Here is a 26,210-nt window from a genome sequence, read left to right as displayed (position 1 = left end):
AATAAAGGTGGGGCAAAGATTGCAATAAATTACATAACAAGGATGGGAGATTTAACGATGAAAAAATGGTTTTACAGTTTAGTTGCAGTACCTTTTTTATTAGTAGGGTGTGGCGATGATCCTGAAGTGGAGACACTTGATACAGCCGAGGTACCGGCAATTGTAGATGTACATATTCAAACGGCTGATCATTTGAATGTAGGGGAAACGATTCAGCTTGCAGCACTTGTGACTCAAGATGAAGAAGCGGTAAATGATGCGAAAGAAGTGAAGTTTGAAGTATGGGAATCAGGTCTTCGTGATGAAGGGGAGATGCTGGACGGAGAGCTGACAGAAGACGGAATCTATGTCGCTGACTATAAGTTTGACCATGATGGCGTATATTATATGTTTGCCCATACGACGGCGCGCGGAATGCACGTGATGCCAAAGCAGGAGCTGATCGTCGGCAACCCTGATATGAGCAAAGTGCTGGAAGATACAAGTTCTGATTCGATGGAACATGACGAAGAAAATAAAGAAGAAAAAGAAGAAGATCATAATCATTAAGTATTGCAATATGAGAAGAACGGTGTATAATGGTGACTGGATGACCGAAGTGGTCTTTTGGTCACTTTTTTTGAGGAGGTGGATTTATGGATCGTCGACATGAAATTTTAATAGCTGCTACAAAATCTTTTACGTTATTTGGCTATAAAGCAACAACGATTGAACAAGTTGCAAAAATTGCAAATGTAGGAAAAGGGACTATTTATACTTTTTTTAAAAATAAAGAAGAGCTGTTTCAGGAAGTTGTCTTCCATTTAATCGGTGAAATGAAGCGCGAAACAGATCAGCTAATCGATATAAATGCGAGCTTTATGCAAAATGCCCATACAGCATTGATGAAAATGCTGCAGTTCCGTGAGCGTCATTTACTGTTTGCCAAACTAATAGATGAGGAGAGAGCACTGGGCACTCCTGAAGTACAGCAAATGCTGTTGAAAATCGAGTCGGAAATCATTTCATACGTCTCGATGCGCATTCGTAACGGCATTGCAAAAGATGAGGTCATTGACTGTAATCCTGAGCATGTAGCCTTTTTATTGTTTAAATCGTATTTGGCTTTTATTGTGGACTGGCAGTTGACACATAATGAACCACTCAATGAACAAGAAATTTTGACATTATTCAGCGAAACCATTTTCCGTGGTTTGGCAAAGAAAAATTAGTAGTCACTTCCTGGTGAAGTGGTTTCTTTTTACCATGAAATGACCGAATGACGATATTGGTCATATGGTTTTAGAAGGAGGAAATTATCGTGATAAAAGCAGAATGGCTGAAAATTTTTAAAACAAAGAAAATGCTTATTTCAGTTATTGCCGTTCTTTTTGTCCCTGTTATGTACAGCGGGATGTTCTTATGGGCATTTTGGGATCCATATGCCAATTTAAAGAGCCTGCCGGTTGCCGTTGTCAATGAAGACAAAGGGGCAATGATGGATGAGGAAACAATGGAGCTCGGTCAAACATTGGTCGATAAACTGATAGATAGCGAGCAATTCCAGTTTGAAGAAGTCGATGCAAAAGAAGCGGATCAAAAATTATTGGATCAAAAGTATTATATCTTAATTAAAATTCCGGAAAACTTCTCTGAGCATGCAACTACATTATTAGATGACGAACCACAAAAATTGGTTATTGATTATATTCCAAATGAAGGCTTCAACTTTTTAGGCGCACAAATTGGTGAAACTGCAATGGATCGCATTAAAGCGGAAGTAAATACACAGGTTTCAGCAACATATGCCGAAAAATTATTTGATTCCATTACACAGCTTGGTGACGGTTTTACCGAAGCGGCAGATGGAGCAGGGGAGCTGGATAAAGGTGCCGCTAAGCTGGCGGATGGCGCTGAGGAGCTAAAAGGTTATTTAGAACAATTGGCATCAAGCTCTGTCCAATTATCCGATGGTACTGACACTTTAGTTACCGGTGCTAAAAATGCTGCAAAAGGTGCTGGTGATCTGGCGGCAGGTGTAGCAAAAATTGCGGATGGCAGCAGCCAACTTGAAACAGGAGCAAAATCTGCAGCAGATGGCGCAAATACATTGCAGCAAGGTATTGAAAGCTATACTGATGGTGTTGCACAAGTAGCAAACGGACAAAAGGATATCACATCCGGTCAGGCGAGCTTAGCTGAAAACCTGAAATTATTAACACAGGGTACAGCGAATATTGATGACAAAGTAAAAGCGCTGGCAGATGGTTCAGCTAATGTAGCCGGCGGTATGGATCAATTGGCGGCTCAACTGGAAGCGATTTTACCTATGCTGCCTGAAGAAAATCAAGCAGCATTAAAAAATGCACTAGGGCAGCTGCAAGAAGGCAGTAAACAAGTAAGTGGCGGTTTAAGCCAGCTGCACGCAGGAACAAACGGATTGGACGATAAAATCGCGGCAATCAGTGAAGGTGCTAGTAAATTAAATGCAGGGCAGCAACAAGTAACAGCAGGTGTTGCACAATTACAGCAAAACTCAGCACAGCTAATAGAGGGTGCCAATTCATTAGCACAAGGCAATACGACAATTGCCGGAAAACTAAATGAACTAACAGCAGGCGCATCAAGTGCAGCAACAGGAGCCAACACGTTGGCACAAGGTTTGAACACATTAGTGGATGGTTCGAATAAACTATATGACGGTACTAGCTTGTTGGCAGAAAAGTCAGGTGAGTTGGCACAAGGTTCTACTACTTTAGCGGATGGCACGAAAGAATTGAAGGATGGTACGACAACTTTATCTGAAAAATTGACGGAAGCGGGCGAAAAAGCGGCTGTAAATCCGACTGAAGATACGTACGATATGGTCGGTTCTCCAGTGGAAGTTGAAAAAGATTCCGTAAACCATGTACCGAATTATGGTACAGGTTTTGCACCATACTTTATTTCCTTAGGATTATTCGTTGGGGCATTATTAATCTCGATTGTATTCCCATTTGTTGAACCAGCCGTTATCCCGAAAAACAGTGCAAGCTGGTTTGTAAGTAAAGTAACTGTATTAATCGGTGTTGGATTGGTGCAATCATTTATAACGATTGCAATTGTCGTTTGGGGGCTTGGACTTGAGGTAAATAATATGCCGCAGTTCATTCTGACAACAATTATAACAAGCTTTACATTTTTAGCTATGGTTCAATTGCTTGTGTCTGTATTTGGCGATCCAGGACGTTTTATTGCCATCGTCGTGTTAATTCTTCAATTAACAACAAGTGCAGGGACATTCCCGATTGAACTAGTACCAGAGCAATTGCATTTCTTCAATAAAATTTTACCGATGACATTCTCTGTACAAGGCTTCAAAGCAGCCATTTCAACTGGTGATACATCATTCCTAATGTTCAACTGGTCGATTTTAGGTGCAGTTATGATTTCATGCTTAGCAATCACTTTCGGTTACTTTGCATTGCTTTATAAAAAACGTTATTCAAAACAACATACAGAACTATAAAAGAAAAAGCATGGATTCGGGTTTTTCCCTTGAATCCATGCTTTTTTATACAGAAAAAACCACGAGCATTGAGCAAACTCGTGGTCCAGGTAAGCTATTATAGGCTCATCCTAGTTCTAAGATGAAGGTGTCAGTAATGCGAATTAAACAGTGTGTAAACAATTAAAGAGAGTTACATTTATCACAATTGTTGCTGTAGCACTCGCTTTGTTCTTCGATTTTATCACCGCATTGAACGCAAATTTTATCAGGTAAATTCTTGAAAAATTCCACTACGTTTTCTAACATTGTGTATGCCTCCTTTAAGTTTCTGTTATATTACTTCTGTTTATATATTGTATTGTATTATAACAGATTTAATTCGTCAACACAAAATGCCTAATTTAAGTTAAAATATAAATGGACGATTTTTGAAGGAGTGAGTCTCTTGTATTTTATCGATAATAAAGGAATTACAGATCCTCGTATTAACCTGGCTATAGAAGAGTATGTACTGAAAAACATGGATATCGAAAAGGATGATTATTTACTGTTTTATATTAATCAGCCTTCGATTATCATTGGAAAAAATCAAAACACAATCGAAGAAATCAATACAGATTACGTTGAAGAAAACGGAATACTTGTAGTACGTCGTCTATCCGGCGGCGGGGCGGTTTATCATGATTTAAACAATCTGAACTTCAGCTTCCTGACAAAGGATGACGGCAACAGCTTCAGCAACTATAAAAAATTCACACAGCCTGTCGTTGATGCACTTGCAAAATTAGGGGTTAACTCAGAGCTTTCAGGCCGTAACGATATTTTAGCTGAAGGGAAAAAGGTTTCAGGCAATGCCCAATATTCAACGCGCGGCCGCATGTTCAGCCATGGGACACTTATGTTTAATCTTGATATTGATGCTGTCGTGAACTCACTTAAAGTAAAACAGGACAAGATTGAATCAAAAGGAATCAAATCAGTACGCTCGCGAGTAGCAAACATCATTGATTTCCTGCCAGAAAAAATTACGGTAGAAGAGTTCCGTATGGAAATTTTAAAATCTATTTTCGGTGGCGAGGAAAATATCCAATATTACGAGCTAACGGAAGAAGATTGGGACAACATCCATGAAATTTCAAAAAACCGTTACCAGTTATGGGAGTGGAATTACGGAAAATCACCGCGCTTTAACATTCAAAAAACGAAGCGTTTCCCTTCAGGCAGCTTGGATATTCGTCTGGAAGTGAATAAAGGGGTCATTGAAGAGGCAAAAATCTTCGGAGATTTCTTTGGTGTTGGTGATGTGGATGAGGTTGGAGAACTTTTGGTCGGAACGAAATATGACCGTGCCGCAATTGCAGAAAAGCTGAAAGATATTGAAATCCCAGTATACTTTGGCGGGATTACGAAAGAGGATTTCCTTCATTTAATTTACTAGCAGCTTTTGTCAGTCATCAAATATGTAATAGAGAGTGTAGAAAAGGAGGCTCCTGTTTTCGGGAGACCTCTTTTTTTGATACAATGGAACAATATGAACAATTAACTTATGTAGGGATATTTTAGTTGAAAACCTATTGAAAAGGAGGTCATTCAGATGGAAAAACATCGAATTTTCATCGTTGAGGATGATCCTAAAATAGCTGCACTATTGGCAGACACATTAAGAAAATACCAGTATGAAGTAGAAACGATTAAAGACTTTGATTCATTGATGGAACAATGCTTAGCATTTTCTCCACATATCATTTTACTCGATATTAATTTGCCTTCCTATGATGGGTACTATTGGTGCCGGGAGCTAAGACAATTTACGAAATGTCCGATTTTATTTATCTCGGCTCGCTCGGGGGAAATGGATCAAATATTTGCATTGGAAAATGGCGGAGATGACTTTATTACGAAGCCGTTTAACTATGAAATCGTACTCGCTAAAATTCGTAGCCATTTACGTCGTACATATGGAGAATATTCTGCAAGACAGGAAGAGCGGAAAATTGTACAAGGACAGCTTACGTTGTATTTGGAACGGATGGAACTTCAATTGAAGGAGCTCGTCGTTCCGCTTCAGAAGAAGGAATGTGTCATTTTAGGATTATTAATGGGACAAGCGCCTAAAGTCGTGTCACGCGAACAGCTGTTGGAGGAATTGTGGGATGATCAGGCATTTGTTGATGAAAACACATTAAATGTGAATATGACGCGAGTCCGAAAAAAGCTGGCCGATTATGGCATTTCTTCTGTTATTGAAACAGTTCGCGGAGCAGGGTACCGCTTTTTATTAAGCACGGAGGAAATGTAATGACGATCAAATTATTTGTGAAGGAGCATCTATCCTACCTGATTTTTCAAATCGTCCTCACATTATTTTTACTTTCATTATTTTGGCTGGATGGCTTTCGCAGTGTCACTACTGCCATTTATGCGATTGCGATCAGCCTTCTTTTAATCGTCTCATTTTTAGTTTTGCGCTATATGTTGAGACGTCGTTATTTAGCGAAGATTTCCACGCTGCCGCAAACGATGGAGGATGCGCTTCAAAAGAATGCGAAAACAACGGAATATATGGAGACAGAACGTTATTTGCATGAACTGTACAAATTGTATCAGCATGAAGTACAGGCGCTCTATGCGACCCAGTCCAGACAATATAAATTTATGAACCAGTGGGTACACCAGATGAAAACCCCAGTCTCCGTTTTGGAGCTTTTGCTGCAGCAGGAAGAAGAGTTGGATAAAAAAAGTGTGCAGGAAGAAGTCGAACGGTTGAAACGCGGACTTGAAATGGTTTTAGTGAATGCACGCTTGGAAAACTTTTCGGATGATATGCAAATCGGAAAAGTGCAGCTTAAATCGGCAATCATGGCGAATGTCAATGACCATAAACGTCTTTTTATCGCCAACCGGGTGTTTCCGGAAGTGAACATCGACGATGATTTAATCGTCATGAGCGATATAAAATGGCTGAACTTCTTAATAGGACAGTTCATTACAAACTCGGTGAAATATACATTTGAGCCGAATAAAAAACTGTATATTACGGCGGTGCAAAAAGAACAGCATGTCCATTTGCTCATACGTGATGAAGGGGTCGGCATTCCCAAATCCGATTTACCCCGTGTAATGAAGCCGTTCTTTACCGGTGAAAACGGCCGGAAAACTGGAGAATCTACCGGCATGGGACTCTATATCGCAAAGGAGATTTGTGATAAGCTCGGACACCAGCTTTTGATTACATCGGAAGTTGGTAAAGGTACACAAATTGAAGTGATTTTTCAGTCATGAGGAATTATTATTGATTGAAAGAAACAGACTTGGTTAAAAGGAGTTACTATGTCTATTTTACAAATACAAGATGCTACGAAAGTATATGAAGGAAAAGTGACGAAGCGAGCACTCAACCAGCTTAGCTTTGAAGTGGAAAAGGGTGAGTTTGTCGCAATTATGGGTCCATCCGGAAGCGGGAAAACGACGTTGTTAAATATGGTATCCATGATCGATACGCTGACATCCGGCGAGATTGTCTTTAATGGCATGAAACCGCAAAAGCTGAACAGTGAGGAACTGGCCTATTTCAGACGCCGCCAGCTAGGTTTCGTCTTTCAGGATTTTAATCTGCTGCCGACATTGACGGTGGAGGAAAATATCATTTTACCGCTGACAATTGATGAACAGCCGATATCTGTCATGGAGGAACGGCTGCACTATTTAAGTGAGCTGCTCGATTTAACGTCAATTTTAATGAAGCGTCCGAATGAAATATCAGGAGGACAAGCCCAGAGAACAGCAATTGCACGTGCACTGATCCATCAACCGATGCTCGTTTTAGCCGATGAGCCGACAGGGAATCTGGATTCAAATGCATCGCGAGAAGTGCTGGAGCTTTTAGCAAGAATGAATAAAGAAAACGATACGACGATTTTAATGGTGACACATGATCCGATCGCAGCGAGTTATTGCGATCGTGTAATTTTTATTAAAGACGGCGAGTTTTTCAATGAAATTTATACAGACGATCGTCGACAAACATTTTTCCAGCGCATTTTAAATGTATTAAGTTTATTAGGGGGACATGTAGGTGACTTTTCTTCAATTCGCTTACCGTAACGTTTTCCGGAATTTTCGTAACTATGCCGCCTTTTTTATGGCCAGCTTTTTCAGTGTTTTTGTGTTCTTTATTTATTCGATGCTCATGTTCCACCCTGAAATCGAACGTGGCTTTTTAGGGGAAGTGTCGATCGCCGGAATGGTTTTTGCTGAAATTGTTCTCGTACTGTTTTCATGGTTTTTTATTTTTTACTCGATGCGCGCTTTTTTGGAAGCGCGATCTAAAGAGTTTGCGATTTTGCTTCATCTTGGGATGGACCGGAATCAGTTAGGAAAACTGGTTATTATCGAAACAATGACGATCGGGATTTTTTCCTGCATTTCCGGTATTGTTTTCGGGTTCGCGTTTTCGAAGTTTTTCTTTATGATTGTCCGTGAAATTTTAAATTTAAATGCGTTGCCGCTCTATTTGTCATGGGAGCCGTTTGTGCTGACATTATTCGTCTATTTGAGCGCATTTGTTGTCATCTCGACGTTGAGCATCCTGTTTACGCCGGACATTAAAATACGGAACTTTATAAGAGGACCAAAGTTTGTGGATGCTGCCGCGACCTATTCAAAGCGTAATGCCATTTTAGGAATTATCCTCATTTTATGCGGATACGGTCTTGCACTCATTACAACGAAGTCATCTATTTTTTCGTATACATTACTGATCCCTGTTTTCGTGACATTGGGGACGTATTATTTCTTCACAGATACGACACTTTATATTATTGACCGGTTGAAGGGACGGAAGCAGTTTTACTGGAAACGGGCCCGTATGCTGGCGATCGCCGAACAGGTGCAGATTTTACGCTTCAACTCACGCATGTTTTTCATTGTGACACTCGTCTCAACACTTGCTTTTTTAACAGTCGGTGTTTTATCGGCGATGTCTTCTTACACATCACAGTATGACAAAATCAATCCGATCGGCCTCATGTATAAAGGGGAAATGGATAATCCATATGAAATTGAACATATTTTATCCATTATCGATGAGCTTGAGTTTAATGGCATCAGTTATCATATGACGCGCTTTACGGTCATGCGCCAGACATCATCGTATACATCAAATCCGGTGGAAGTTTTCCGGGAAACGGATGTTAACCACCTGCTGTTTTCATATAAATATCCTCTAGTGAATTTAAAAAGTGGGGAAGCAATGTTCATCCCTTATTCGGAAGATTCGATTGAAAAGCTGGAGAAAACGGAAGTAAAGACAGTGCTGAAGGAAAATAATGTGGACCTGACGATTAACAGTGTGTACCCGAAAATGTTTTTCCCGACAGCTATTATTAGCAGTAACTCCATCATTATTAGTGATGAAGACTTTGAAAAGCTGACAAATGAGTTTGAGATGGCACCATATGTCGAGCCTGGCTATCATCTATTTACGTTTGATATCCCTAACTGGACAGAAACGGAAAATGTCGGAATCGATATTCAGCAGATGGTCGCCCGCGATTATCTGATAAACAGTGAATATACGTTGCCGTTTTACTTTGAAAATGCCGGTTTAAATTATTCTTATATATTAGCTACGTATTCTTTATTAACACTTATCGGTATATTAGTAGTAGCTGTGTTTCTACTTGCGTCGGGAAGTTTCGTTTATTTCAAAATTTATGCGAACTTGGACCGAGAGAAAAAGCAGTTTGACATGCTCATTAAAGTAGGGTTAAGCGGTAAAGAACTGAAGCGCCTCATTACGAGGAATTTAATGATTCAATTTTTCCTGCCATGGGGGTTAGCCTTTGTACATAGTGCATTTGCGTTCTATGTTGTGCAAACCGTATTGAACGATGTCATGAATTTATCGATCGTAAAAGAAGTTGTATTTTCGTTTACAATGTTTGCCCTTATCCAGATTGTGTACTTTTTCCTAATTCGCTGGCGCTATATTTCACATGTGCGCGGGTGAGTTTGAAATAGAGAAAAAATGATTTTAGTACAATATTTGTGAATAAACGAGATTTTCATATTGTTTTATCAATATACTTATTCTATAATGCTAATAGAGTGAATATTTTTTCATTTTACGCATAGGGGGATGGGTGTATTGAATTTAGTTGAAAAGGTAAGACAACAAGCTTTCGAACAACCAGAAAAAACAGCGTACTACTTTTTAGGTAAAGGCACATCTTACGGTGAATTGGAGCAATCGGTTGCACGGTTTGCAGCTGCTTTGGAGGATTTAGGTGTAAAAAAGGGCGACCATATCGCATTTTTATTAGGTAATACACCTCATTTCATCATCAGTTTATACGCGTCAATGCGTATTGGTGCTGTGGCAATTCCGATTAATCCAATCTATACAGCAGATGAAATTTCATACATCATCCAAAATGGTGATGTGAAGGTTGTCATCGCACTTGATTTATTATTACCGCTTGTGGAAGCAGGGGTGCATAGATTCCCGCAAGTAGAACAATATATTATTTGCGAAACGACAGAGGACATCGGTGAAAAATATGCCGCGCTTTCAGATGGGGCGAAAGAAAAGACGAAGCTGTTTTCACAAGTATTAGCAACAACAGCACGTACAACGGATCCAGTAGAAGTAGCGCCGGATGATACGGCCATTATTCTATATACTTCCGGTACGACAGGTCATCCGAAAGGTGCCATGCTGACACATAACAATTTATTCTCAAATGCCAGAGATATTGGCGATTACTTAAAAATGACATCAGAAGACCGTATTGTGGCAACATTGCCGGTTTTCCATGTCTTTGCATTAACGGTAGTAGTTAATTCACCGTTAACACGCGGAGCAACAATTTTATTAGCACCACGCTTTAGTCCAGGAGAAATTTTTGAGTTGATTTCAACTTATAAAGCGACGGTATTTGCTGGCGTTCCGACGATGTACAATTTCCTTTATCAATATGACAAAGCGGATGTTGCTGCATTTTCGACAATTCGTATCGCGATTTCTGGTGGTGCTTCATTACCTGTATCATTGCTACATAACTTCGAGCAAAAGTTCAATGTACGAATTTCTGAAGGATATGGCTTATCGGAAGCTTCACCGGTTACTTGTTTCAACCCGACAGACCGTGAGCGTAAACCAGGGTCAATCGGACAGTCGATCAGCAATGTTGAAAATAAAGTGGTCGATGAAAATGGCGATGAAGTAGGCATAGGTGAAGTAGGCGAGCTAATCGTGCGCGGGCCGAATGTCATGAAAGGCTACTACAACATGCCGGAAGAAACAGCTGTGGCAATTCGCGATGGCTGGTTATATACAGGTGACTTGGCTCGAAAAGACGAGGAAGGTTACTTCTATATCGTAGACCGCAAAAAAGATATGATTATTGTAGGCGGTTACAATGTATACCCTCGTGAAGTAGAAGAAGTATTGTTCTCACATGAAGGGATTGTGGAAGCCGCAGTCGTAGGTTTCCCGGATCCGGATTTCGGTGAGGCGGTACATGCTTACGTTGTATTAAAGGATCCGACTTTAACTATGGAAGCGGTTCGCGAATTTTGTGCAGACCGTATTGTGAAATACAAAGTGCCGACTGTCATTGAAATTTTGGACGAGCTGCCAAAAAACACAACAGGCAAAATTCTGCGCCGTTCTCTAAAAGAAATAGCAAGAACATAACATTCCAACACCTGCCATACTTTGTGGCGGGTTTTTTTTAGATGGGAAATAAGGTGTCGTTGAGGGGTTGTTCTTATAAAGTTTCAAGGCTATCATTTTTTATAAAGAAAGATTAACTTTGTGCGTAGAACCGGCGCCTACTGCTGCTATGCGGCCCCCGCCAAAAGAAAACCGGAACTAAATAAGAATCTCTATGAGAAAGGGATAAACTTTTAATCTATATATTTGTATTTTATATTTTGAAATTTCAAATAAAAGATGGTACATTGTTATTACGGAAATCGAAATAAATGAAGAGGTGTTTTAATGACAAAGTATATTACAAAAGAAAGCTTATTCGAAATTCAATCCATTACAAATCCGGTACTTGCGCCAAATGAGCAAGAGGCGGTATTTATTCGTACACAGATCAATAAAGAAGAAAATAATTACAATGCCCATTTGTACCATATCGATCTTGAGTCAGGGGAAACAACGCAATGGACTTACGGCAATGAACGTGTGACGAATCCGCAATGGTCGCCGGACGGCAAACAAGTAGCATTTTTAGTGAAGCGTAATGAAAAACAGCAATTATACATATTAAACCGTCGTGGCGGGGAAGCACAGGAAATTACGACACTTCCAAATGGAGTCAATTCATTTTTATGGAGCCCTTGTGGTAAGAAAGTTTGGATTACAAGCACAGTTCAAAAAGGGCTGGATATTACGAAAGAGGAAGAAAAGGAAGATACAAAATTCCCGAAAGCCTATGTCGTGGATAAAATGAAATACAAAGCAGACAGTGTCGGGTTATTGAAGCAGGGCCGCTATACACAAATCGCTTCTGTTGATTTAGCTACGAAAGAAGTGAATACTTTTACAAAAGGCGATTATTCACATAGCTTACAAGGCATTTCACATGACGGGAAAACATTAGTAATCGGTGTGAACCGTGAAGAAAATACGGATGATGTTTTCCGTACACCGCTTTACCTTGTTAATGTAGACACGAAAGAAGAAACGGTACTAATTGATGAAGATGGCTACTTTGGTGGAGCTGAGTTTTCATTTGATGATCGTTACATTGCATTTGGCGGTTCGGATCATACATTCAGAAATGCTACACACGGCCATGTTTATATTTATGATACAGAAACGAAAACAACTCAAAAACTTACGGAAATGCTGGACTTGCCGGTTGGCGACTATGCGGTTGCAGATATTCAGCAAGGTGTATCTGCGCCATCTGTTGTATGGACGGAAAACAATGATTTGTATTTCCAAGTATCTACTGAAGGGGATATCCGCTTATATTATGCAACGTTGGAGGGTGCACTTTATCCTGCGTCACCGGAAAATGAGCATATATACGGCTATGCAATCTTTAAAAACGGCAACCGTGCATTATTGACGGTATCCAATGGAACATTCCCTGGGGAGCTGTTTGACTTTGATATTACAACGGGTGAGCGCAAGCAGTTAACAGCATTTAACGAAAAATTTCTACAGGAGACTACTCTGTCTGAACCGGAAGCGATTTCGTATACATCAAAAGACGGGTTGACTGTACATGGCTGGATCATGAAGCCTGCACAGTATACAGAGGGAGAAAAATATCCGTTAATTGTTGAAGTGCACGGCGGACCCCATACTTTATATGCGAATACGTTTTTCCATGAGATGCAGCTATTGGCGGCGAAAGGGTATGGCGTGCTTTATGTAAACCCGCGAGGCAGTCATGGCTACAGCCAGGAGTTTGTCGATGGTGTGCGCGGCAATTATGGTGATGGAGACTATGAAGATATTATGGCTGGTGTTGATTATGCACTGGAAAATTATGCGTGGATCGATGAGTCACGTTTAGGGATTACTGGTGGAAGCTATGGCGGCTTTATGACGAACTGGGTTGTTGGTCATACGAACCGCTTTAAAGCAGCTGTTACCCAACGTTCGATTTCTAACTGGATTAGCTTCTACGGTGTATCGGATATCGGTTATTATTTCTCGGAATGGCAAATGCTCGCAGATATGAATGATGTGGAAAAACTGTGGCACCACTCACCGTTGAAATATGCGGCTAATGTGGAAACACCGCTGCTTATATTGCACAGTGAACATGATTTCCGCTGCCCGATTGAACAGGCAGAGCAACTTTATATTACGCTTAAGAGAATGGGCAAAGAGGTCGGTTTTGTCCGTTTCCCTGAATGTGACCATAACTTATCACGTACAGGTATCCCGAACTTACGATTAGAACGACTTGAGCAAATTACAGGCTGGTTTGAGAAATACTTATAAAAAATAAAACAGGGCTTCCTACTAGAGGGGGCCCTGTTTTATTTAGTATATATTTATCTTCCTTTAAACTGTGGGGTTCTTTTCTCGGCAAAGGCATTCAGTGCTTCAATGCGGTCTTCAGTAGGGATTGTCAGTTCATAGGCTTTTCGTTCAATTTGAAGACCTGTTTGAATATCAGTTTTCATCCCTTGTTTTACAGCAAATTTAGCTTGCTGAATCGCAATCGGCGCATTGCGTAAAATAAGTGCGGCAAAGTCGGCCGTAACTTCATGTAAACTTTCAACCGGTGCCACTTTCGTTACGACACCATAGTCAAGTGCTTCATGCGCAGTCATTCGTTTTGCTGTCAAAATAAGCTCCAATGCTTTCGCTTCACCGATTAATCGCGGAAGTCGCTGTGTTCCGCCAGCACCCGGGATGATGCCTAACCCCGTTTCTGTTAAGCCAAGCGAAATTGTTTCGGCAGCGATACGAAAATCGCATGCAAGTGCAAGCTCAAGTCCGCCACCAAAGGCATAGCCGTTTAATACACAAATCGTCGGTTGCGGTAATTGCTCAATAAGCGTGAATACTTCACCGAACCGGTTTAAGTTACGTTTCACAAGTGTATCCGGCAATGTTTTTCGTTCTTTTAAGTCCGCGCCAACCGAAAAGGCTTTATCACCGGAACCTGTAATGATGACAAGTCGAATATCAGGGTGGATTTGAATGGATTCGATAACATTGCGTAATTGTTCCAGCATTTCATAGTTAAAAGCGTTTAACATATCGGGGCGATCAAGTGTTACATATGCAATAAAGTCTTTTTGCTCGTATTTTACAGTGTTCACATTTACTGCCTCCTTGAAATTTGTTAATCTAATTTTATAGTACATGGGAAAATTGCAAAATAACAGCAAATTCCATAATAAATAGAGAGAAAATAAACGAGTATTGGGGAAATTAAAAAATGGAAGTATTTGTTGGGCGACAACCTATATTTAACAGACATGAAGAAATCGTAGCGTATGAGTTGTTGTATCGAAATAATTACACCAACCAGTTTCCGAATATTGATGCAGATACAGCAACCGTTGAGCTATTAATCAATTCATTTCTTTCAATCGGCATTAAAGAAGTAGCCAATGGAAAGCCATCATTCATTAATTTTACGGAAAACCTGATTATGCAGGAATCGGTGGATTTTATTGAGCATGGACAAATTGTCATTGAAATATTGGAAGATATTCCGATTACAATGGCGTTAATCGAACGGATTAAACAATTAAAAAATGCGGGAAATAAAATTGCGCTTGATGATTTTGTAATTAACGAACAAGTTTTGATCTATGATGAGCTCTTTCGGCACATTGATTATATTAAAATCGATTTTTTAAATACAGGTGAAAATGAGAGAGCGGCATTAGAAAATACGATTAAATCGAAATTTCCTCATATTAAATTATTGGCAGAAAAAGTGGAAACGCGGGAGCAGTATGAAATGGCCAAAGAATCCGGTTATTTTTTATTTCAAGGCTATTTCTTTGAAAAACCGCAAATACTGACGGCTACAGACATACCGGCAAATCTGTTTCAATACTTCCAGATCATTTCGCTATTGCGGGATGATGAGGCAAATATTGATGTATTGGCGGACAATATTGAACGTGAAATTTCATTATCATACCGTTTGCTCAAATTAATCAATGGTTCGTCAAGACGTCCGAAAACGAAAGTCCGTTCGATTAAGCAGGCCATTTTATTACTGGGGTTAACGGAGTTGCGGAGATGGATTTATTTACTGGCAATGCGGGAATCCGACGTGAATCGTAATAACGATGTATTTCAGGAGTTAATGTATGCATCTTTGTTCAGAGCAAAAGCATGTGAAAAAATTGCCCGTCTTAGTTACAAAAAGAATTTCTCTGAGTATTTTTTAGTAGGTCTGTTTTCATTGATCGATTCCTTATTAAAACGGCCGATGAATGCAATCGTTACGCAATTGCCGCTATCGGAAACGATTTTGGAAACAATCTCCGGTGAACATACGGAGATGACGCCGTATTTACAGTTTGCTACCGCATTAAGTAAATTGGACTGGAAAAATGTTATTCCTTTAGCACAGCAATTAAACATACCTGTCGACGAGCTTTTACCGATGTATGAAGAAGTGAAAGCATGGGTTGATGAGGCATTAATAATTCAATAAAAAGTTGAAGAGAATGCGTCCTTTTATAGGGCGCTTTTCCTTTAGTTAGATGAAGTTCTCATTTAATGCAGGATTTGTTATAATTCAATGGAATTTACAAAAGAAGCGAGGATTTGTATGACATATAGCTCACAAAGTTCAGTGAAAAACAGTGTAATGGAATATGTATTTGTCATTGTCGGCGCAGCGGTTATTGCGTTCGGCTTTAATGTGTTTTTATTTCCAAATCAGGTCGCATCCGGCGGAGTAAGCGGAATCAGTACAATCCTGCATGGAATGTTCGGGTGGAATGCCGGAATTGTTCAGTATGCATTCAATATTCCTTTATTTATAGCAGGCGTGCTTGTACTAGGGAAAAAGTTTGGAATCAAATCCTTCATTGGTACGATTGCTCTTCCCTTCTTCGTTATATTAACGGAAAGCTGGGATCCTTGGACGCTGAACCCGTTATTAGGGGCCATCTTTGGGGGGATTGTTGTCGGTTTAGGGATAGGACTTGTTTTTAAAGGGAATGCTTCAACTGGCGGTACGGATTTGCTTGCTCAAATTATTACGAAATATACAGGCTTAACATTAGGGACAAGTGTACTGTTCATCGATGGCCTGATCGCGGTTAGTGCGGCAATTGTGTTTGACCTTGAAAAAGGGCTGTATGCGTTAATTGGTCTATATGTCACAACAAAAACGATTGATATTGTGCAGCTAGGTTTTAGCCAATCGAAAATGGTTTACATTATTACACAAAAAGAAACGGAAGTGCGCGATGCGATTTATAAAGAAATCAACCGCGGGATTACAAGGCTTCCGGCATTTGGCGGATATACAGGTGAGGAGCGCCCGGTATTAATGGTCGTTGTTTATCAAACAGAGTTCACAAGGTTGAAACAAGTATTGAAAACTGTTGATCCTCAAGCGTTTGTCATCGTTTCGGATGCATATGAAGTGTTAGGCGAAGGTTTCAAAAAGGTATAAGTTTGTTATAATTGATAGTGCAATAGTAGTTCATTTTTGGAGGGGTTCAGAATGAAAAAGAGTTTACTTACATTAGTTTTCGGTTCAGCAATTTTCCTTGCTGCATGCGGTGGAGATGATTCGGCATCAAACGGCGAAACAGCTGAAATCGATGGAAAAAGTGTTGTTCAGCAATCGTGCGCAACATGCCATGGCGGTCAATTACAAGGCGGTAATGCGCCAGCGTTGAACCAATTAGGTGCAAAATATTCGGAAGAAGAAATTTTGGATATTATTTTAAATGGTAAAGACCGTATGCCTCCAGGTATTGTAAAAGGTGAAAAAGCGGAAGCAGCTGCAGAGTATTTATCAACATTAAAGTAAGTTATACATAAAAAAGATGGAGCTTTATTCGCTTCATCTTTTTTTACCTTTTCAGCGAATAACCACCTGATGTGATTGATAATTTAAAAAACTAAGCGCGTTATATATTGGAAATGGGATAGACATGATAAAATACAGTGGAGATGCTAGAAGATAGGAGCGTACCAAATTTATGATTCAAGTAATTGCGAAAGATGTTATGGAAAAGTTTAATTTGGAGCTAGTCAGTGGGGAAGCCGGGGTTGGACGATACATAACGACGAGTGATATATCCCGCCCAGGTTTGGAAATGGCCGGTTACTTTACACATTATCCAGCTGACCGTGTTCAGCTGTTAGGTAAAACAGAGCTCTCGTTTTTTGAAATGTTGCCTGAAAAGGAAAAAAGAAGCCGGATGAAACAGCTTTGCTCGGATGAAACGCCGGCAATTATTATTTCGCGCGGTTTGGACGTGCCTCAGGAGCTAATCGATGCATCGAATGAAAATCATGTCCCGGTGCTCGTTACGAAGCTGACGACTACTAGATTTTCGAGCCGATTGACGAACTTTTTGGAGAGCAAGCTTGCCCCTACAACTGCTATTCACGGGGTACTTGTTGATGTATATGGAATTGGTGTCCTTATTATTGGAAAAAGTGGTGTTGGTAAAAGTGAGACGGCACTAGAGCTTGTAAAAAAAGGGCATCGGTTAGTGGCAGATGACAGTGTGGAAATTCGTCAGGAAGGCGAAAACATGCTTGTTGGATTCCCGCCCCCATTATTGGAACATCTGCTGGAAATTCGCGGTATTGGAATTATCGATATTATGACATTGTTTGGTGCAAGTGCAGTGCGTCCCTACAAGCGTATTACATTAATAATAGAGCTTGAAACATGGGATCCGGATAAGTTTTATGATCGTCTAGGCTTGGATGAGGAAAAGATGAAAATTATTGACTCAGAAGTAACAAAGCTGACAATTCCAGTACAGCCAGGACGAAATGTATCTGTAATTATTGAAGTAGCTGCGATGAACTACCGTCTGAAGAAAATGGGAGTCAATGCAGCTGAGGAATTTTCACGTCGTCTGGACGATATGCTTGTACCGAATGATGAAATAGACGATTATTAATAGGTAGTTGAAGGGAGAAGTTTATGGTTACAAATTTATTAGCAATTAATCCGGTAGCATTCCATTTAGGACCAATACCGGTGAACTGGTACGGAATCATTATCGGGCTCGGGATTGTCGTTGCCTACTTCCTGGCACAAAAAGAGTCGGTCCGCCGTGGGTTGGATCCGGAATTTTTCGCCGACCTGCTCATCTGGGCGATTCCGATTTCAATCTTGTCAGCCCGCGTGTATTACGTTGTGATGAAGTGGGACTACTATAGCCAGCATCCGGGCAGTATCATTCAAATTTGGAATGGCGGTATTGCAATTCACGGTGCGTTAATCGGAGCGTTTATTACAGCATACATATTTACGAAAAAGCGCAAAGTGAGCTTCTTAAAACTGGCCGATATTGCAGCACCGAGTATTCTCGTTGGTCAAATTATTGGACGCTGGGGCAACTTCGTGAACCAGGAAGCATATGGCGGCCCAGTATCACGAGAATTTTTAGAAGGCCTGTTTTTACCGAACTGGCTGATTGAACAAATGTACATTCGAGAAGACGGGAACTATGTACACCCGACTTTCTTATATGAATCATTATGGAACGTAGTCGGTTTAGTCATCTTGCTGTTTGCCCGCAAGTTGAACTGGCGACGCGGTGAAATGTTTTTCTTCTATTTAATCTGGTATTCAATCGGACGTTTCTACATCGAAGGCTTGCGTACAGATAGCTTATACTTAGTAGGCGATTTGCGCTCAGCACAAGTTGTTTCGATCATCGGTATTGCAGTCGGTATTATTGCCATTGTTTATCGCCGCATGAAAGTAAAACCGGTTATTCATTATTTAGATGAAGAAAAACCTGCTGCGACTAAAAATAATAATAAAAATAAGAAGAGCAAGAAGAAATAATTTTCGAAATAAAAATCACCTCCAATTGGGGAAATAATATTTAACACCGTTTGCATTAGTGCGAGCGGTTTTTTAAAAGGGAGCATACTTCAGTATGAAAACAAAAGCCTTGCTGTTTGATTTTGACGGCACATTATTAAATACTAATGATTTAATCATCCAGACCTTCATGTATATTTTTGACGAAAAATTTCCCGGGCAATATTCGACAGAAGACTGCCTAAGATTCATCGGTCCGTCATTAAAACAGACGTTTGACGAATTAACACCGGGCGAAACCGATGTAATGATTGGGAAATATAAAGAGTGGAACGCAATCAACCATGACCGTTTAGTAACAAGCTATGAAGCAGTAGTCGAAACATTGGAAGAGCTCCATAATTTAGGCATCAAAATGGCGATTGTTTCAACGAAAAGCAGAGAAAGCCTTGCCCGCGGTTTGAAAGTTCTTTGTGCAGAACAGTTCTTTGATATTATTGTCGGGTTAGATGACGTGGAACATGTGAAGCCACATCCGGAACCGGTTCTTCTAGCACTCCAAAAGCTAGGTGTCGGTAAAGAGGAAGCAATCATGATTGGTGACAATTCGCATGATATTGAAGGCGGGCAAAATGCAGGTGTCCGAACAGCGGGTGTTGCGTGGTCTGCTAAAGGTGTCGACTATTTAATGTCCTATAAGCCGACCTATATGCTTCATCATATGCGTGATTTATTGGAAATTGTGAAAGGGGAATAGGCATGCGCAGAACAGAACGCTACAAAGTTCAAGGTGCGAATTCACTATGGAAAGTTTATAATACCGTTTCCTTTTGGAAAGTCATGAAATGCTTTATTGTTATCCAAATTGGACGGGTTACCCCGGTTATGGCTTGGAAAAACTGGCTGTACCGCTCGTTTTTAAAGATGAAAATCGGCAAGCAGGCATCGTTGGCATTGATGGTCATGCCTGATTCCATGTTTCCGGAGCGTATTTCTGTCGGCGATAATTCAATCATCGGCTTTAATACGACAATTTTAGCGCATGAGTATTTAATTGAAGAATACCGGCTTGGTAATGTCGAAATTGGCAGCAATGTTATGGTTGGAGCAAACTCGACGATTTTACCGGGTGTGAAAATTGGAGACGGGGCGATCGTTTCTGCGGCAACATTGGTACATAAGGATGTACCGGCAGGCGCAATGGCAGGCGGCAATCCGATGCGCATTATTTTCACTGCGGAAGAAATGGCAGAACGAAATAAGAATGACAAGCGGGTTTGGCAAAATTAAATGCAGAATATCCATTTTTCCACTAATGCGGAGATGGATATTTTTTTATGTCTTTTCCGCCACAAAACTAAATTCGGCAAAAGATGATGTATAATATAAAAATATATCAGAAAATTAAATTAACTAAATATTTGTATGAATCCATTGACTACGAACATAAGTAGCAGTAAAATACTTTCATACACTAGTGATTTAACACTCTAGTATACTAAAGTGTAGTATACAGAATTTAGCCAAGTATAAAAATTAGGATGTGTGAAAATGTCATCGATTAAAATGTTTGAAAAGCCACTTGGAATGCGTGATACGTTACCGGAAATTTACGAAAAACTTGAATTAATCCGCTCAACAGGACGAGCACTGCTACGTGAGCGCGGCTATGAATTTATAAAAACACCATCTGTTGAATATTACGATACGATCGGAAAAGCATCTGCAATTTCCGATGCCCGACTTTTTAAATTGGTTGATAGCCAAGGGAATACCCTTGTACTACGACCTGATATGACAACACCGATTGCCCGTGTTGCAACATCGAAGTTACTGAAAGAGAAAATTCCGCAACGCCTTGCTTATTTTGCAAATGTATTCCGTGCACAGCAGCGTGAAGGCGGGCGCCCGGCTGAATTCGATCAAATGGGAATTGAACTGATTGGTGACAATTCCGTGTATGCCGATGCAGAAGTGATCATGACGGCAATCGATTTAGTAAAGGCCTACCAAATTACAGATTTCAAAGTAACAATCGGACATGCAGGAGTATTAAGCTGCATTTTAAAGGACTATACAGAAAGTGATGCACAGGCAGATGATTTAAATGATCTACTTGTTCAACGAAATTTTGTCGGATTTGAAGAAGCGGTACTGGCATTTGATTTGCCGAAAACAAAATCCGATGCACTGTTAGCCTATATTGAAGATGCGATCAGTCTTCCTTCAATTGAAGCAATCGAAAAATATGTGCGCAAAAATGATGCGCTGGAATATATGCGAAACTTGGCGAGAATATTGGATGCTGCCGGCTATGAGGAGTACATCGCTTTCGATTTCACATTATCAAGCCATATGAGTTATTACACAGGGATGTTATTTGAAGTGTTTGCTTCAGGCAGCGGGTTCCCGTTAGGAAATGGCGGACGTTATGACGGCTTAATGCAGCATTTTGGTTCGCAAGCCGGTGCAACAGGTTTTGGTTTACGTGTTGACCGTGTATTTGAAGCAATGCCGAAAATCAACGTCGAAAAAGATGAAGTGCTTGTATTGTTTGCGGCTGAACGTTTTGCAGAAGCATTACAGGCAGTACAGCTGCTTCGTGAGCAAGGAAAACAAGTGACTTTCCAATCATATGAAGGCATCGAAAATATTGAAGCATTAAAAGCTCACTTTAAAATCGTTAATGAATACAATAGCAGGGAGGCGTAAACAAATGACAAAGCTAACAATTGCGATGCCAAAAGGCCGTATTTTCGAAGAAGCTTATGAAATGCTGCTGGAGGCTGGCTTTAACCTTCCTGAAGAAGTGGAAATGTCGCGTAAACTTATGATTGAAATACCTGAGGAAAACATTAGCTTTATTTTAGCGAAACCGATGGACGTACCGGTTTATGTCGAGCATGGGGTTGCGGATATCGGAATTGCGGGTAAAGATGTTTTACTTGAGCAGCGCCGGACTGTCCATGAGCTGCTCGATTTGAAGATCAGTGAATGCTATATCGCTTCAGCAGGTTTGCCAAATACAACAATTAATGAAATTGCGCCGCGTATTGCGACGAAGTATCCGAATATTGCGATGAAGTATTACAAAGGAATCGGCGAGCAGGTAGAGATTATCGAGCTGAACGGATCGATTGAACTAGCACCGATGATTGGCCTGGCTGATCGCATTGTCGATATTGTTTCAACGGGTCGTACATTGAAGGAAAATGGCTTAGTGGAATATGAGCATATTGCCGAAGTTTCATCCCGTTTAATCGCGAATCCTGTAAGCTATCGCATGAAAAGTGACCGCATTCAAGATTTAGTTACACGATTGAAAAAATGTGTGAAATAAGAGGGGCCGACGAGATGAAAATAACAATTTTGGATAACGATATTTCTTTAAAACGCCAACTCGAGCAAGGCAATGAACAGCAGCTGCAAACGGTACGTGAAGTCATTCAGGATGTGCGTACAAAAGGTGATGCGGCGATTAAATACTACAGTGAAAAATGGGACGGTTTTGCACCTGAAAACTTACGCGTAGCCGAAAGTGAAATCGTTGAAGCGGTTAAAAACTTTAATCCGCAATTATACGGTGATTTACAGGAAGCGGCAGATAATATTTATCGCTATCATAATGAACAAAAACGTACGGGATTCCAGTTGCCGCTAGAAGACGGGTCTTATTTAGGGCAAAGGATTACACCGCTTGATGCAGTAGGGTTATATGTTCCTGGCGGATCAGCAGCATACCCTTCTTCTGTATTAATGAATGTTATCCCGGCGCAAGTTGCGGGAGTAAAACGCATTGTCATTACATCACCTGCAGGAAATGACGGGAAATTGCCGGAAGCTGTACTCGTTGCAGCACATATTTTAGGTGTGACGGAAATTTACAAAGTAGGCGGCGCACAGGCAATTGCTGCATTAGCATACGGAACGGAATCGATTGCCCCGGTAGATAAAATTACAGGTCCGGGCAATATATTCGTAGCATTGGCAAAGCGTGAGGTATTCGGTGAAGTGGCAATTGATATGATTGCCGGTCCGTCAGAAATTTGTATTTTAGCGGATGAAAGTGCGTATGCCGATGAAATTGCTGCTGACCTGCTATCACAGGCAGAGCATGACACATTAGCATGTGCTGTTCTGATCACAACAAGCGATGACTTGGCGGATGCAGTGGCAGATCAGGTCGAGATTCAATTATCAAAATTACCGCGACAGTCGATTGCGCGAAAATCAATTGAAAACTTCGGTCATATTTACGTAGCGGAATCCATTAAAGATGCGGTACGTGCTGTTAATTCATTGGCACCTGAACATTTGGAAGTCATTACGGAAAATGCTGAAAAGGTTTCGGAAATGATTACACATGCCGGTGCTATTTTTATCGGCCGCTATAGCTCGGAGCCGGTAGGAGATTACTTTGCAGGCACGAATCACGTATTACCGACGAACTCAACAGCGCGTTTTGCAAGTGGCTTAAATGTCGATGATTTTATTAAGCGCACGAGCGTTGTATATTATAGCGAAAAAACTTGGCAACAAAATGCGCCGAAGATTGCGCGCCTTGCACGACTTGAAGGGTTGGAAGGACATGCAAGGGCGGTAGAATCGCGCGGCTGGGATAAAGGAGAAGAATAATGACACGTTTTGCAAAAATCGATCGCGATACAAATGAAACAAAAATTAAAGTAGAGCTCAACTTGGACGGTACAGGTCAAGCCGACATTAAAACAGGTGTTGGCTTTATGGACCATATGCTCGATTTATTTATAAAGCACGGATTGTTTGACGGCAAAATACTGGCGGACGGCGATACATGGATTGATGATCACCATACGACAGAAGATATCGGGATTGTTTTAGGACAAGCATTCCGTGAAGCGTTAGGCGATAAAAAAGGAATCAAACGCTACGGTACTGCATTTGTACCGATGGACGACGCTTTAGCACAAGTTGTCGTTGACTGCTCAAACCGTCCGCATTTGGAATACCGCGTTACACCGGAACTCAATGCGAAAGTAGGAAACTTTGATACAGAGCTTGTCCATGAGTTTTTATGGAAGTTTGCACTGGAGGCACGCATTAACCTGCATGTCATCGTTCCATACGGCCATAATACACACCATATTATTGAAGCGATTTTTAAAGCAACGGCACGTGCATTGGATGCTGCGGTAGAAATCGACCCTCGTGTAAAAGGTGTGCCATCAACAAAGGGGCTGTTAACGTGAAGATAGGTGTAATTGATTATGGAATGGGCAATCTGTTCAGTGTCGAACAGGCATTAAAGCGATTGGATGTACGAGTAATTGTTTCAAGCGATATTGAACAGTTGGAAGCGGCAGATGCTTATGTGCTGCCGGGTGTAGGCGCTTTTCCGGATGCGATGAAACGCCTGGAAGAAACGGGGCTCATCGATTTCATTAAAACGACGAAAAAGCCACTGCTTGGCATTTGTCTTGGGATGCAGCTGATGTTTGAGGAAAGCGATGAAGTGTCGCAAACGAAAGGTCTTGGCATTTTCAAAGGACGTATTCAGCGCTTTACTGATGTTACACGCATTCCGCATATGGGCTGGAATGAGCTGAAGTTAAACCAAACACCAGCGTGGTTAAATAAAGAAGACTTGCCGCAAGAACGCCATGTCTACTTTGTTCACTCGTACTATGCGAGCGGTATTGATGATATGGAGCTGATCGCCTCAGCTGATTATGAGCATGTACAAGTACCGGGCATCGTGGCAAAAGATAATTATACAGGTATGCAGTTCCATCCAGAAAAGTCAGGGCCGTTTGGTGTGTATTTATTGACGGCTTGGACACAGGGAGTGAAAGAGGGCGTATGTTAACAAAACGAATTATTCCATGTCTTGACGTGAAAGAAGGACGTGTTGTAAAAGGGGTACAGTTTGTAGAATTGCGTGATGCAGGCGATCCTGTAGAGTTAGCTAAATTTTATGATGAACAAGGCGCCGATGAGCTTGTATTTCTTGATATTTCCGCTTCGCATGAAGGTCGGGAAACGATGGTAGATGTTGTCCGTCAAACGGCAGCAACATTGGCGATTCCGTTTACAGTAGGAGGCGGAATAAGAACAATCGATGATATGAAGCGTATTTTACGTGCGGGTGCCGATAAAGTATCGGTCAACACATCTGCTCTGGAACGCCCGCAGCTTATTAAAGAAGGTGCGGATTACTTTGGGGCACAATGTATCGTTTGTGCGATCGACGCGAGGTACAGTGAAGAAGACGGAACATGGATGGTTTATACACATGGCGGCCGCAATAAAACGACATGGACAGCAGTCGATTGGGCGAAAGAAGCGGTACGTCTAGGTGCCGGAGAAATTCTCCTTACATCGATGAATCAGGACGGCGAAAAATCAGGCTTTGATCTGGCTTTAACGAAAGCGGTCCGTGATGCGGTAACAGTACCGGTCATCGCGAGCGGCGGAGCAGGGAATGCCGAACACTTCCGAGAAGTACTGCAGGATGTTGATACAGATGCCGCATTGGCAGCGAGTATTTTCCACTATAAAGAAACGAGCGTAGCAGAAGTGAAAAGCTACTTAAAAGAAAAAGGGGTTCGTGTACGATGAACGTAAAATTTAATGACCAAGGCTTAATTACAGCCGTAGTACAAGATGCACAGTCAAAAGAAGTATTAACAGTAGCTTATATGAACGAAGAATCACTCAAAAAAACGATTGAAACGAATGAAACTTGGTTTTACTCACGTTCTCGTCAGGAGCTTTGGCATAAAGGCGCAACGAGCGGCAACACGCAAACAGTAGTTTCAATCAAAACAGACTGTGATAAGGATGCACTTGTAATTGAAGTAATCCCAGCTGGTCCGGCTTGTCATAACGGAACGACTTCATGCTTTACTGAAAGCTTGGTAGAAAATGAACGTCCAGGCTCTGTTGCAATTCTTCCGCAGCTTGTAGAAGTGATTAAACAACGTGAAATCGATATGCCTGAAGGGGCGTACACAACGTATTTATTCGATAAAGGGATCGATAAAATCTGTAAAAAAGTCGGCGAAGAGGCTACAGAAGTTGTCATCGGTGCAAAAAACCGCGATGCAGAAGAAGTGAAATGGGAATCGGCAGATCTTCTTTATCACTTATTAGTGTTGCTTCAAGAGCAAAAGGTCGATGTTTATGAAGTGCTGGATGTATTGCAGAAACGTCATGAAGGAAAGAAGCAGTAACAACCGGAAAAATAACACCGCTTTGTCAGACGTGTTTTTAGT

The 26,210-nt window shown here is 41.0% G+C and carries 26 protein-coding genes; 24 read left to right on the top strand and 2 right to left on the bottom strand.

Annotated features, from left to right (window positions below):
• The first annotated feature begins 57 nt into the window (after window positions 1–57).
• The 3 genes from ABS917_RS14530 (at window position 58) to ABS917_RS14520 (ending at window position 3,487) form a co-directional block, all read left to right on the top strand.
• Window positions 58–549 carry a FixH family protein gene (locus ABS917_RS14530; protein WP_350479664.1) on the top strand — a complete coding sequence of 164 codons (492 nt, stop codon included), beginning with the start codon at window positions 58–60 and terminating at the stop codon, window positions 547–549.
• Between the two features lie 86 nt (window positions 550–635).
• Window positions 636–1,211, top strand: coding sequence for a TetR/AcrR family transcriptional regulator (locus tag ABS917_RS14525; protein ID WP_350479663.1), 576 nt, complete (start codon window positions 636–638; stop codon window positions 1,209–1,211).
• Between the two features lie 89 nt (window positions 1,212–1,300).
• Entirely contained in the window at window positions 1,301–3,487 is a 2,187-nt protein-coding gene (locus tag ABS917_RS14520) for a YhgE/Pip family protein (RefSeq protein WP_350479662.1), read from the top strand.
• Window positions 3,488–3,649: 162 nt separating this feature from the next.
• Here the strand turns inward: ABS917_RS14520 and yhfH are convergent, their stop codons facing one another.
• Complete coding sequence (gene yhfH, locus ABS917_RS14515; RefSeq protein ID WP_008406441.1) at window positions 3,650–3,775, bottom strand: protein YhfH; 126 nt, start codon at window positions 3,773–3,775, stop codon at window positions 3,650–3,652.
• A 139-nt stretch (window positions 3,776–3,914) separates the two neighbouring features.
• On the opposite strand from yhfH, the gene lplA reads away from it, so the two are divergent.
• The 7 genes from lplA to ABS917_RS14480 all read left to right on the top strand — a co-directional run bounded on the left by lplA (window position 3,915) and on the right by ABS917_RS14480 (window position 13,448).
• Window positions 3,915–4,907: a lipoate--protein ligase gene (gene lplA, locus ABS917_RS14510; RefSeq protein ID WP_350479661.1), complete on the top strand. Its 993-nt coding sequence runs from the start codon at window positions 3,915–3,917 to the stop codon at window positions 4,905–4,907.
• A gap of 156 nt (window positions 4,908–5,063) precedes the next feature.
• Window positions 5,064–5,768, top strand: coding sequence for a response regulator transcription factor (locus ABS917_RS14505; RefSeq protein ID WP_350479660.1), 705 nt, complete (start codon window positions 5,064–5,066; stop codon window positions 5,766–5,768).
• A complete protein-coding gene (locus ABS917_RS14500; protein ID WP_350479659.1) occupies window positions 5,768–6,751 on the top strand; it encodes a sensor histidine kinase in 984 nt (327 codons plus the stop codon). Before ABS917_RS14505 ends, ABS917_RS14500 begins: the two co-directional genes overlap by 1 nt.
• Window positions 6,752–6,799: 48 nt before the next feature.
• Window positions 6,800–7,573, top strand: coding sequence for an ABC transporter ATP-binding protein (locus ABS917_RS14495; protein ID WP_350479658.1), 774 nt, complete (start codon window positions 6,800–6,802; stop codon window positions 7,571–7,573).
• Window positions 7,545–9,479 (top strand): FtsX-like permease family protein, encoded by a 1,935-nt coding sequence (locus tag ABS917_RS14490; RefSeq protein WP_350479657.1) that lies wholly within the window; start codon window positions 7,545–7,547, stop codon window positions 9,477–9,479. Before ABS917_RS14495 ends, ABS917_RS14490 begins: the two co-directional genes overlap by 29 nt.
• Before the next feature lie 138 nt (window positions 9,480–9,617).
• Window positions 9,618–11,168, top strand: a complete 1,551-nt coding sequence (locus ABS917_RS14485; protein WP_350479656.1) for a fatty acid--CoA ligase family protein — start codon at window positions 9,618–9,620, stop codon at window positions 11,166–11,168.
• Between the two features lie 306 nt (window positions 11,169–11,474).
• Window positions 11,475–13,448, top strand: coding sequence for a S9 family peptidase (locus ABS917_RS14480; RefSeq protein WP_350479655.1), 1,974 nt, complete (start codon window positions 11,475–11,477; stop codon window positions 13,446–13,448).
• A gap of 53 nt (window positions 13,449–13,501) precedes the next feature.
• Here the strand turns inward: ABS917_RS14480 and ABS917_RS14475 are convergent, their stop codons facing one another.
• A complete protein-coding gene (locus tag ABS917_RS14475) occupies window positions 13,502–14,278 on the bottom strand; it encodes an enoyl-CoA hydratase-related protein (RefSeq protein ID WP_350479654.1) in 777 nt (258 codons plus the stop codon).
• 119 nt (window positions 14,279–14,397) lie between these two features.
• On the opposite strand from ABS917_RS14475, the gene ABS917_RS14470 reads away from it, so the two are divergent.
• From ABS917_RS14470 to hisIE, 14 genes are all read left to right on the top strand, one after another.
• The gene (locus ABS917_RS14470; RefSeq protein WP_350479653.1) at window positions 14,398–15,636 is read left to right on the top strand and encodes an EAL and HDOD domain-containing protein; all 1,239 of its coding nucleotides are present in this window, start codon (window positions 14,398–14,400) and stop codon (window positions 15,634–15,636) included.
• 117 nt (window positions 15,637–15,753) lie between these two features.
• Complete coding sequence (locus tag ABS917_RS14465; RefSeq protein WP_350479652.1) at window positions 15,754–16,608, top strand: YitT family protein; 855 nt, start codon at window positions 15,754–15,756, stop codon at window positions 16,606–16,608.
• 51 nt (window positions 16,609–16,659) lie between these two features.
• Window positions 16,660–16,971 carry a cytochrome c551 gene (gene cccB, locus ABS917_RS14460; protein ID WP_350479651.1) on the top strand — a complete coding sequence of 104 codons (312 nt, stop codon included), beginning with the start codon at window positions 16,660–16,662 and terminating at the stop codon, window positions 16,969–16,971.
• 172 nt (window positions 16,972–17,143) lie between these two features.
• Window positions 17,144–18,082: an HPr(Ser) kinase/phosphatase gene (gene hprK, locus ABS917_RS14455; protein WP_350479650.1), complete on the top strand. Its 939-nt coding sequence runs from the start codon at window positions 17,144–17,146 to the stop codon at window positions 18,080–18,082.
• Window positions 18,083–18,105: 23 nt separating this feature from the next.
• The gene (gene lgt / locus ABS917_RS14450) at window positions 18,106–18,978 is read left to right on the top strand and encodes a prolipoprotein diacylglyceryl transferase (protein WP_350479649.1); all 873 of its coding nucleotides are present in this window, start codon (window positions 18,106–18,108) and stop codon (window positions 18,976–18,978) included.
• A gap of 94 nt (window positions 18,979–19,072) precedes the next feature.
• Complete coding sequence (gene ppaX, locus ABS917_RS14445) at window positions 19,073–19,714, top strand: pyrophosphatase PpaX (RefSeq protein WP_350479647.1); 642 nt, start codon at window positions 19,073–19,075, stop codon at window positions 19,712–19,714.
• A gap of 2 nt (window positions 19,715–19,716) precedes the next feature.
• On the top strand, window positions 19,717–20,247 hold the full coding sequence (locus tag ABS917_RS14440; protein WP_350479646.1) for an acyltransferase: 531 nt from the start codon (window positions 19,717–19,719) through the stop codon (window positions 20,245–20,247).
• Between the two features lie 261 nt (window positions 20,248–20,508).
• Window positions 20,509–21,669, top strand: coding sequence for an ATP phosphoribosyltransferase regulatory subunit (locus tag ABS917_RS14435; protein WP_350479645.1), 1,161 nt, complete (start codon window positions 20,509–20,511; stop codon window positions 21,667–21,669).
• Between the two features lie 4 nt (window positions 21,670–21,673).
• On the top strand, window positions 21,674–22,297 hold the full coding sequence (hisG, locus tag ABS917_RS14430; protein WP_350479644.1) for an ATP phosphoribosyltransferase: 624 nt from the start codon (window positions 21,674–21,676) through the stop codon (window positions 22,295–22,297).
• Window positions 22,298–22,311: 14 nt separating this feature from the next.
• A complete protein-coding gene (gene hisD / locus ABS917_RS14425; protein WP_350479643.1) occupies window positions 22,312–23,592 on the top strand; it encodes a histidinol dehydrogenase in 1,281 nt (426 codons plus the stop codon).
• Window positions 23,592–24,185, top strand: a complete 594-nt coding sequence (gene hisB / locus ABS917_RS14420) for an imidazoleglycerol-phosphate dehydratase HisB (RefSeq protein WP_339173426.1) — start codon at window positions 23,592–23,594, stop codon at window positions 24,183–24,185. The genes hisD and hisB overlap by 1 nt, the downstream gene beginning before the upstream one ends.
• Window positions 24,182–24,802, top strand: a complete 621-nt coding sequence (gene hisH, locus ABS917_RS14415; RefSeq protein ID WP_350479642.1) for an imidazole glycerol phosphate synthase subunit HisH — start codon at window positions 24,182–24,184, stop codon at window positions 24,800–24,802. Before hisB ends, hisH begins: the two co-directional genes overlap by 4 nt.
• Complete coding sequence (gene hisF, locus ABS917_RS14410; RefSeq protein WP_350479641.1) at window positions 24,796–25,554, top strand: imidazole glycerol phosphate synthase subunit HisF; 759 nt, start codon at window positions 24,796–24,798, stop codon at window positions 25,552–25,554. The genes hisH and hisF overlap by 7 nt, the downstream gene beginning before the upstream one ends.
• On the top strand, window positions 25,551–26,168 hold the full coding sequence (gene hisIE / locus ABS917_RS14405) for a bifunctional phosphoribosyl-AMP cyclohydrolase/phosphoribosyl-ATP diphosphatase HisIE (RefSeq protein WP_350479640.1): 618 nt from the start codon (window positions 25,551–25,553) through the stop codon (window positions 26,166–26,168). The genes hisF and hisIE overlap by 4 nt, the downstream gene beginning before the upstream one ends.
• Window positions 26,169–26,210 lie beyond the last annotated feature (42 nt).

Source organism: Solibacillus sp., assembly GCF_040273735.1.
Taxonomy (GTDB): Bacteria; Bacillota; Bacilli; order Bacillales_A; family Planococcaceae; genus Solibacillus.
The sequence above is the reverse complement of the archived record's forward strand: the minus strand, read 5'-3'. Positions and strand labels throughout refer to the sequence as shown.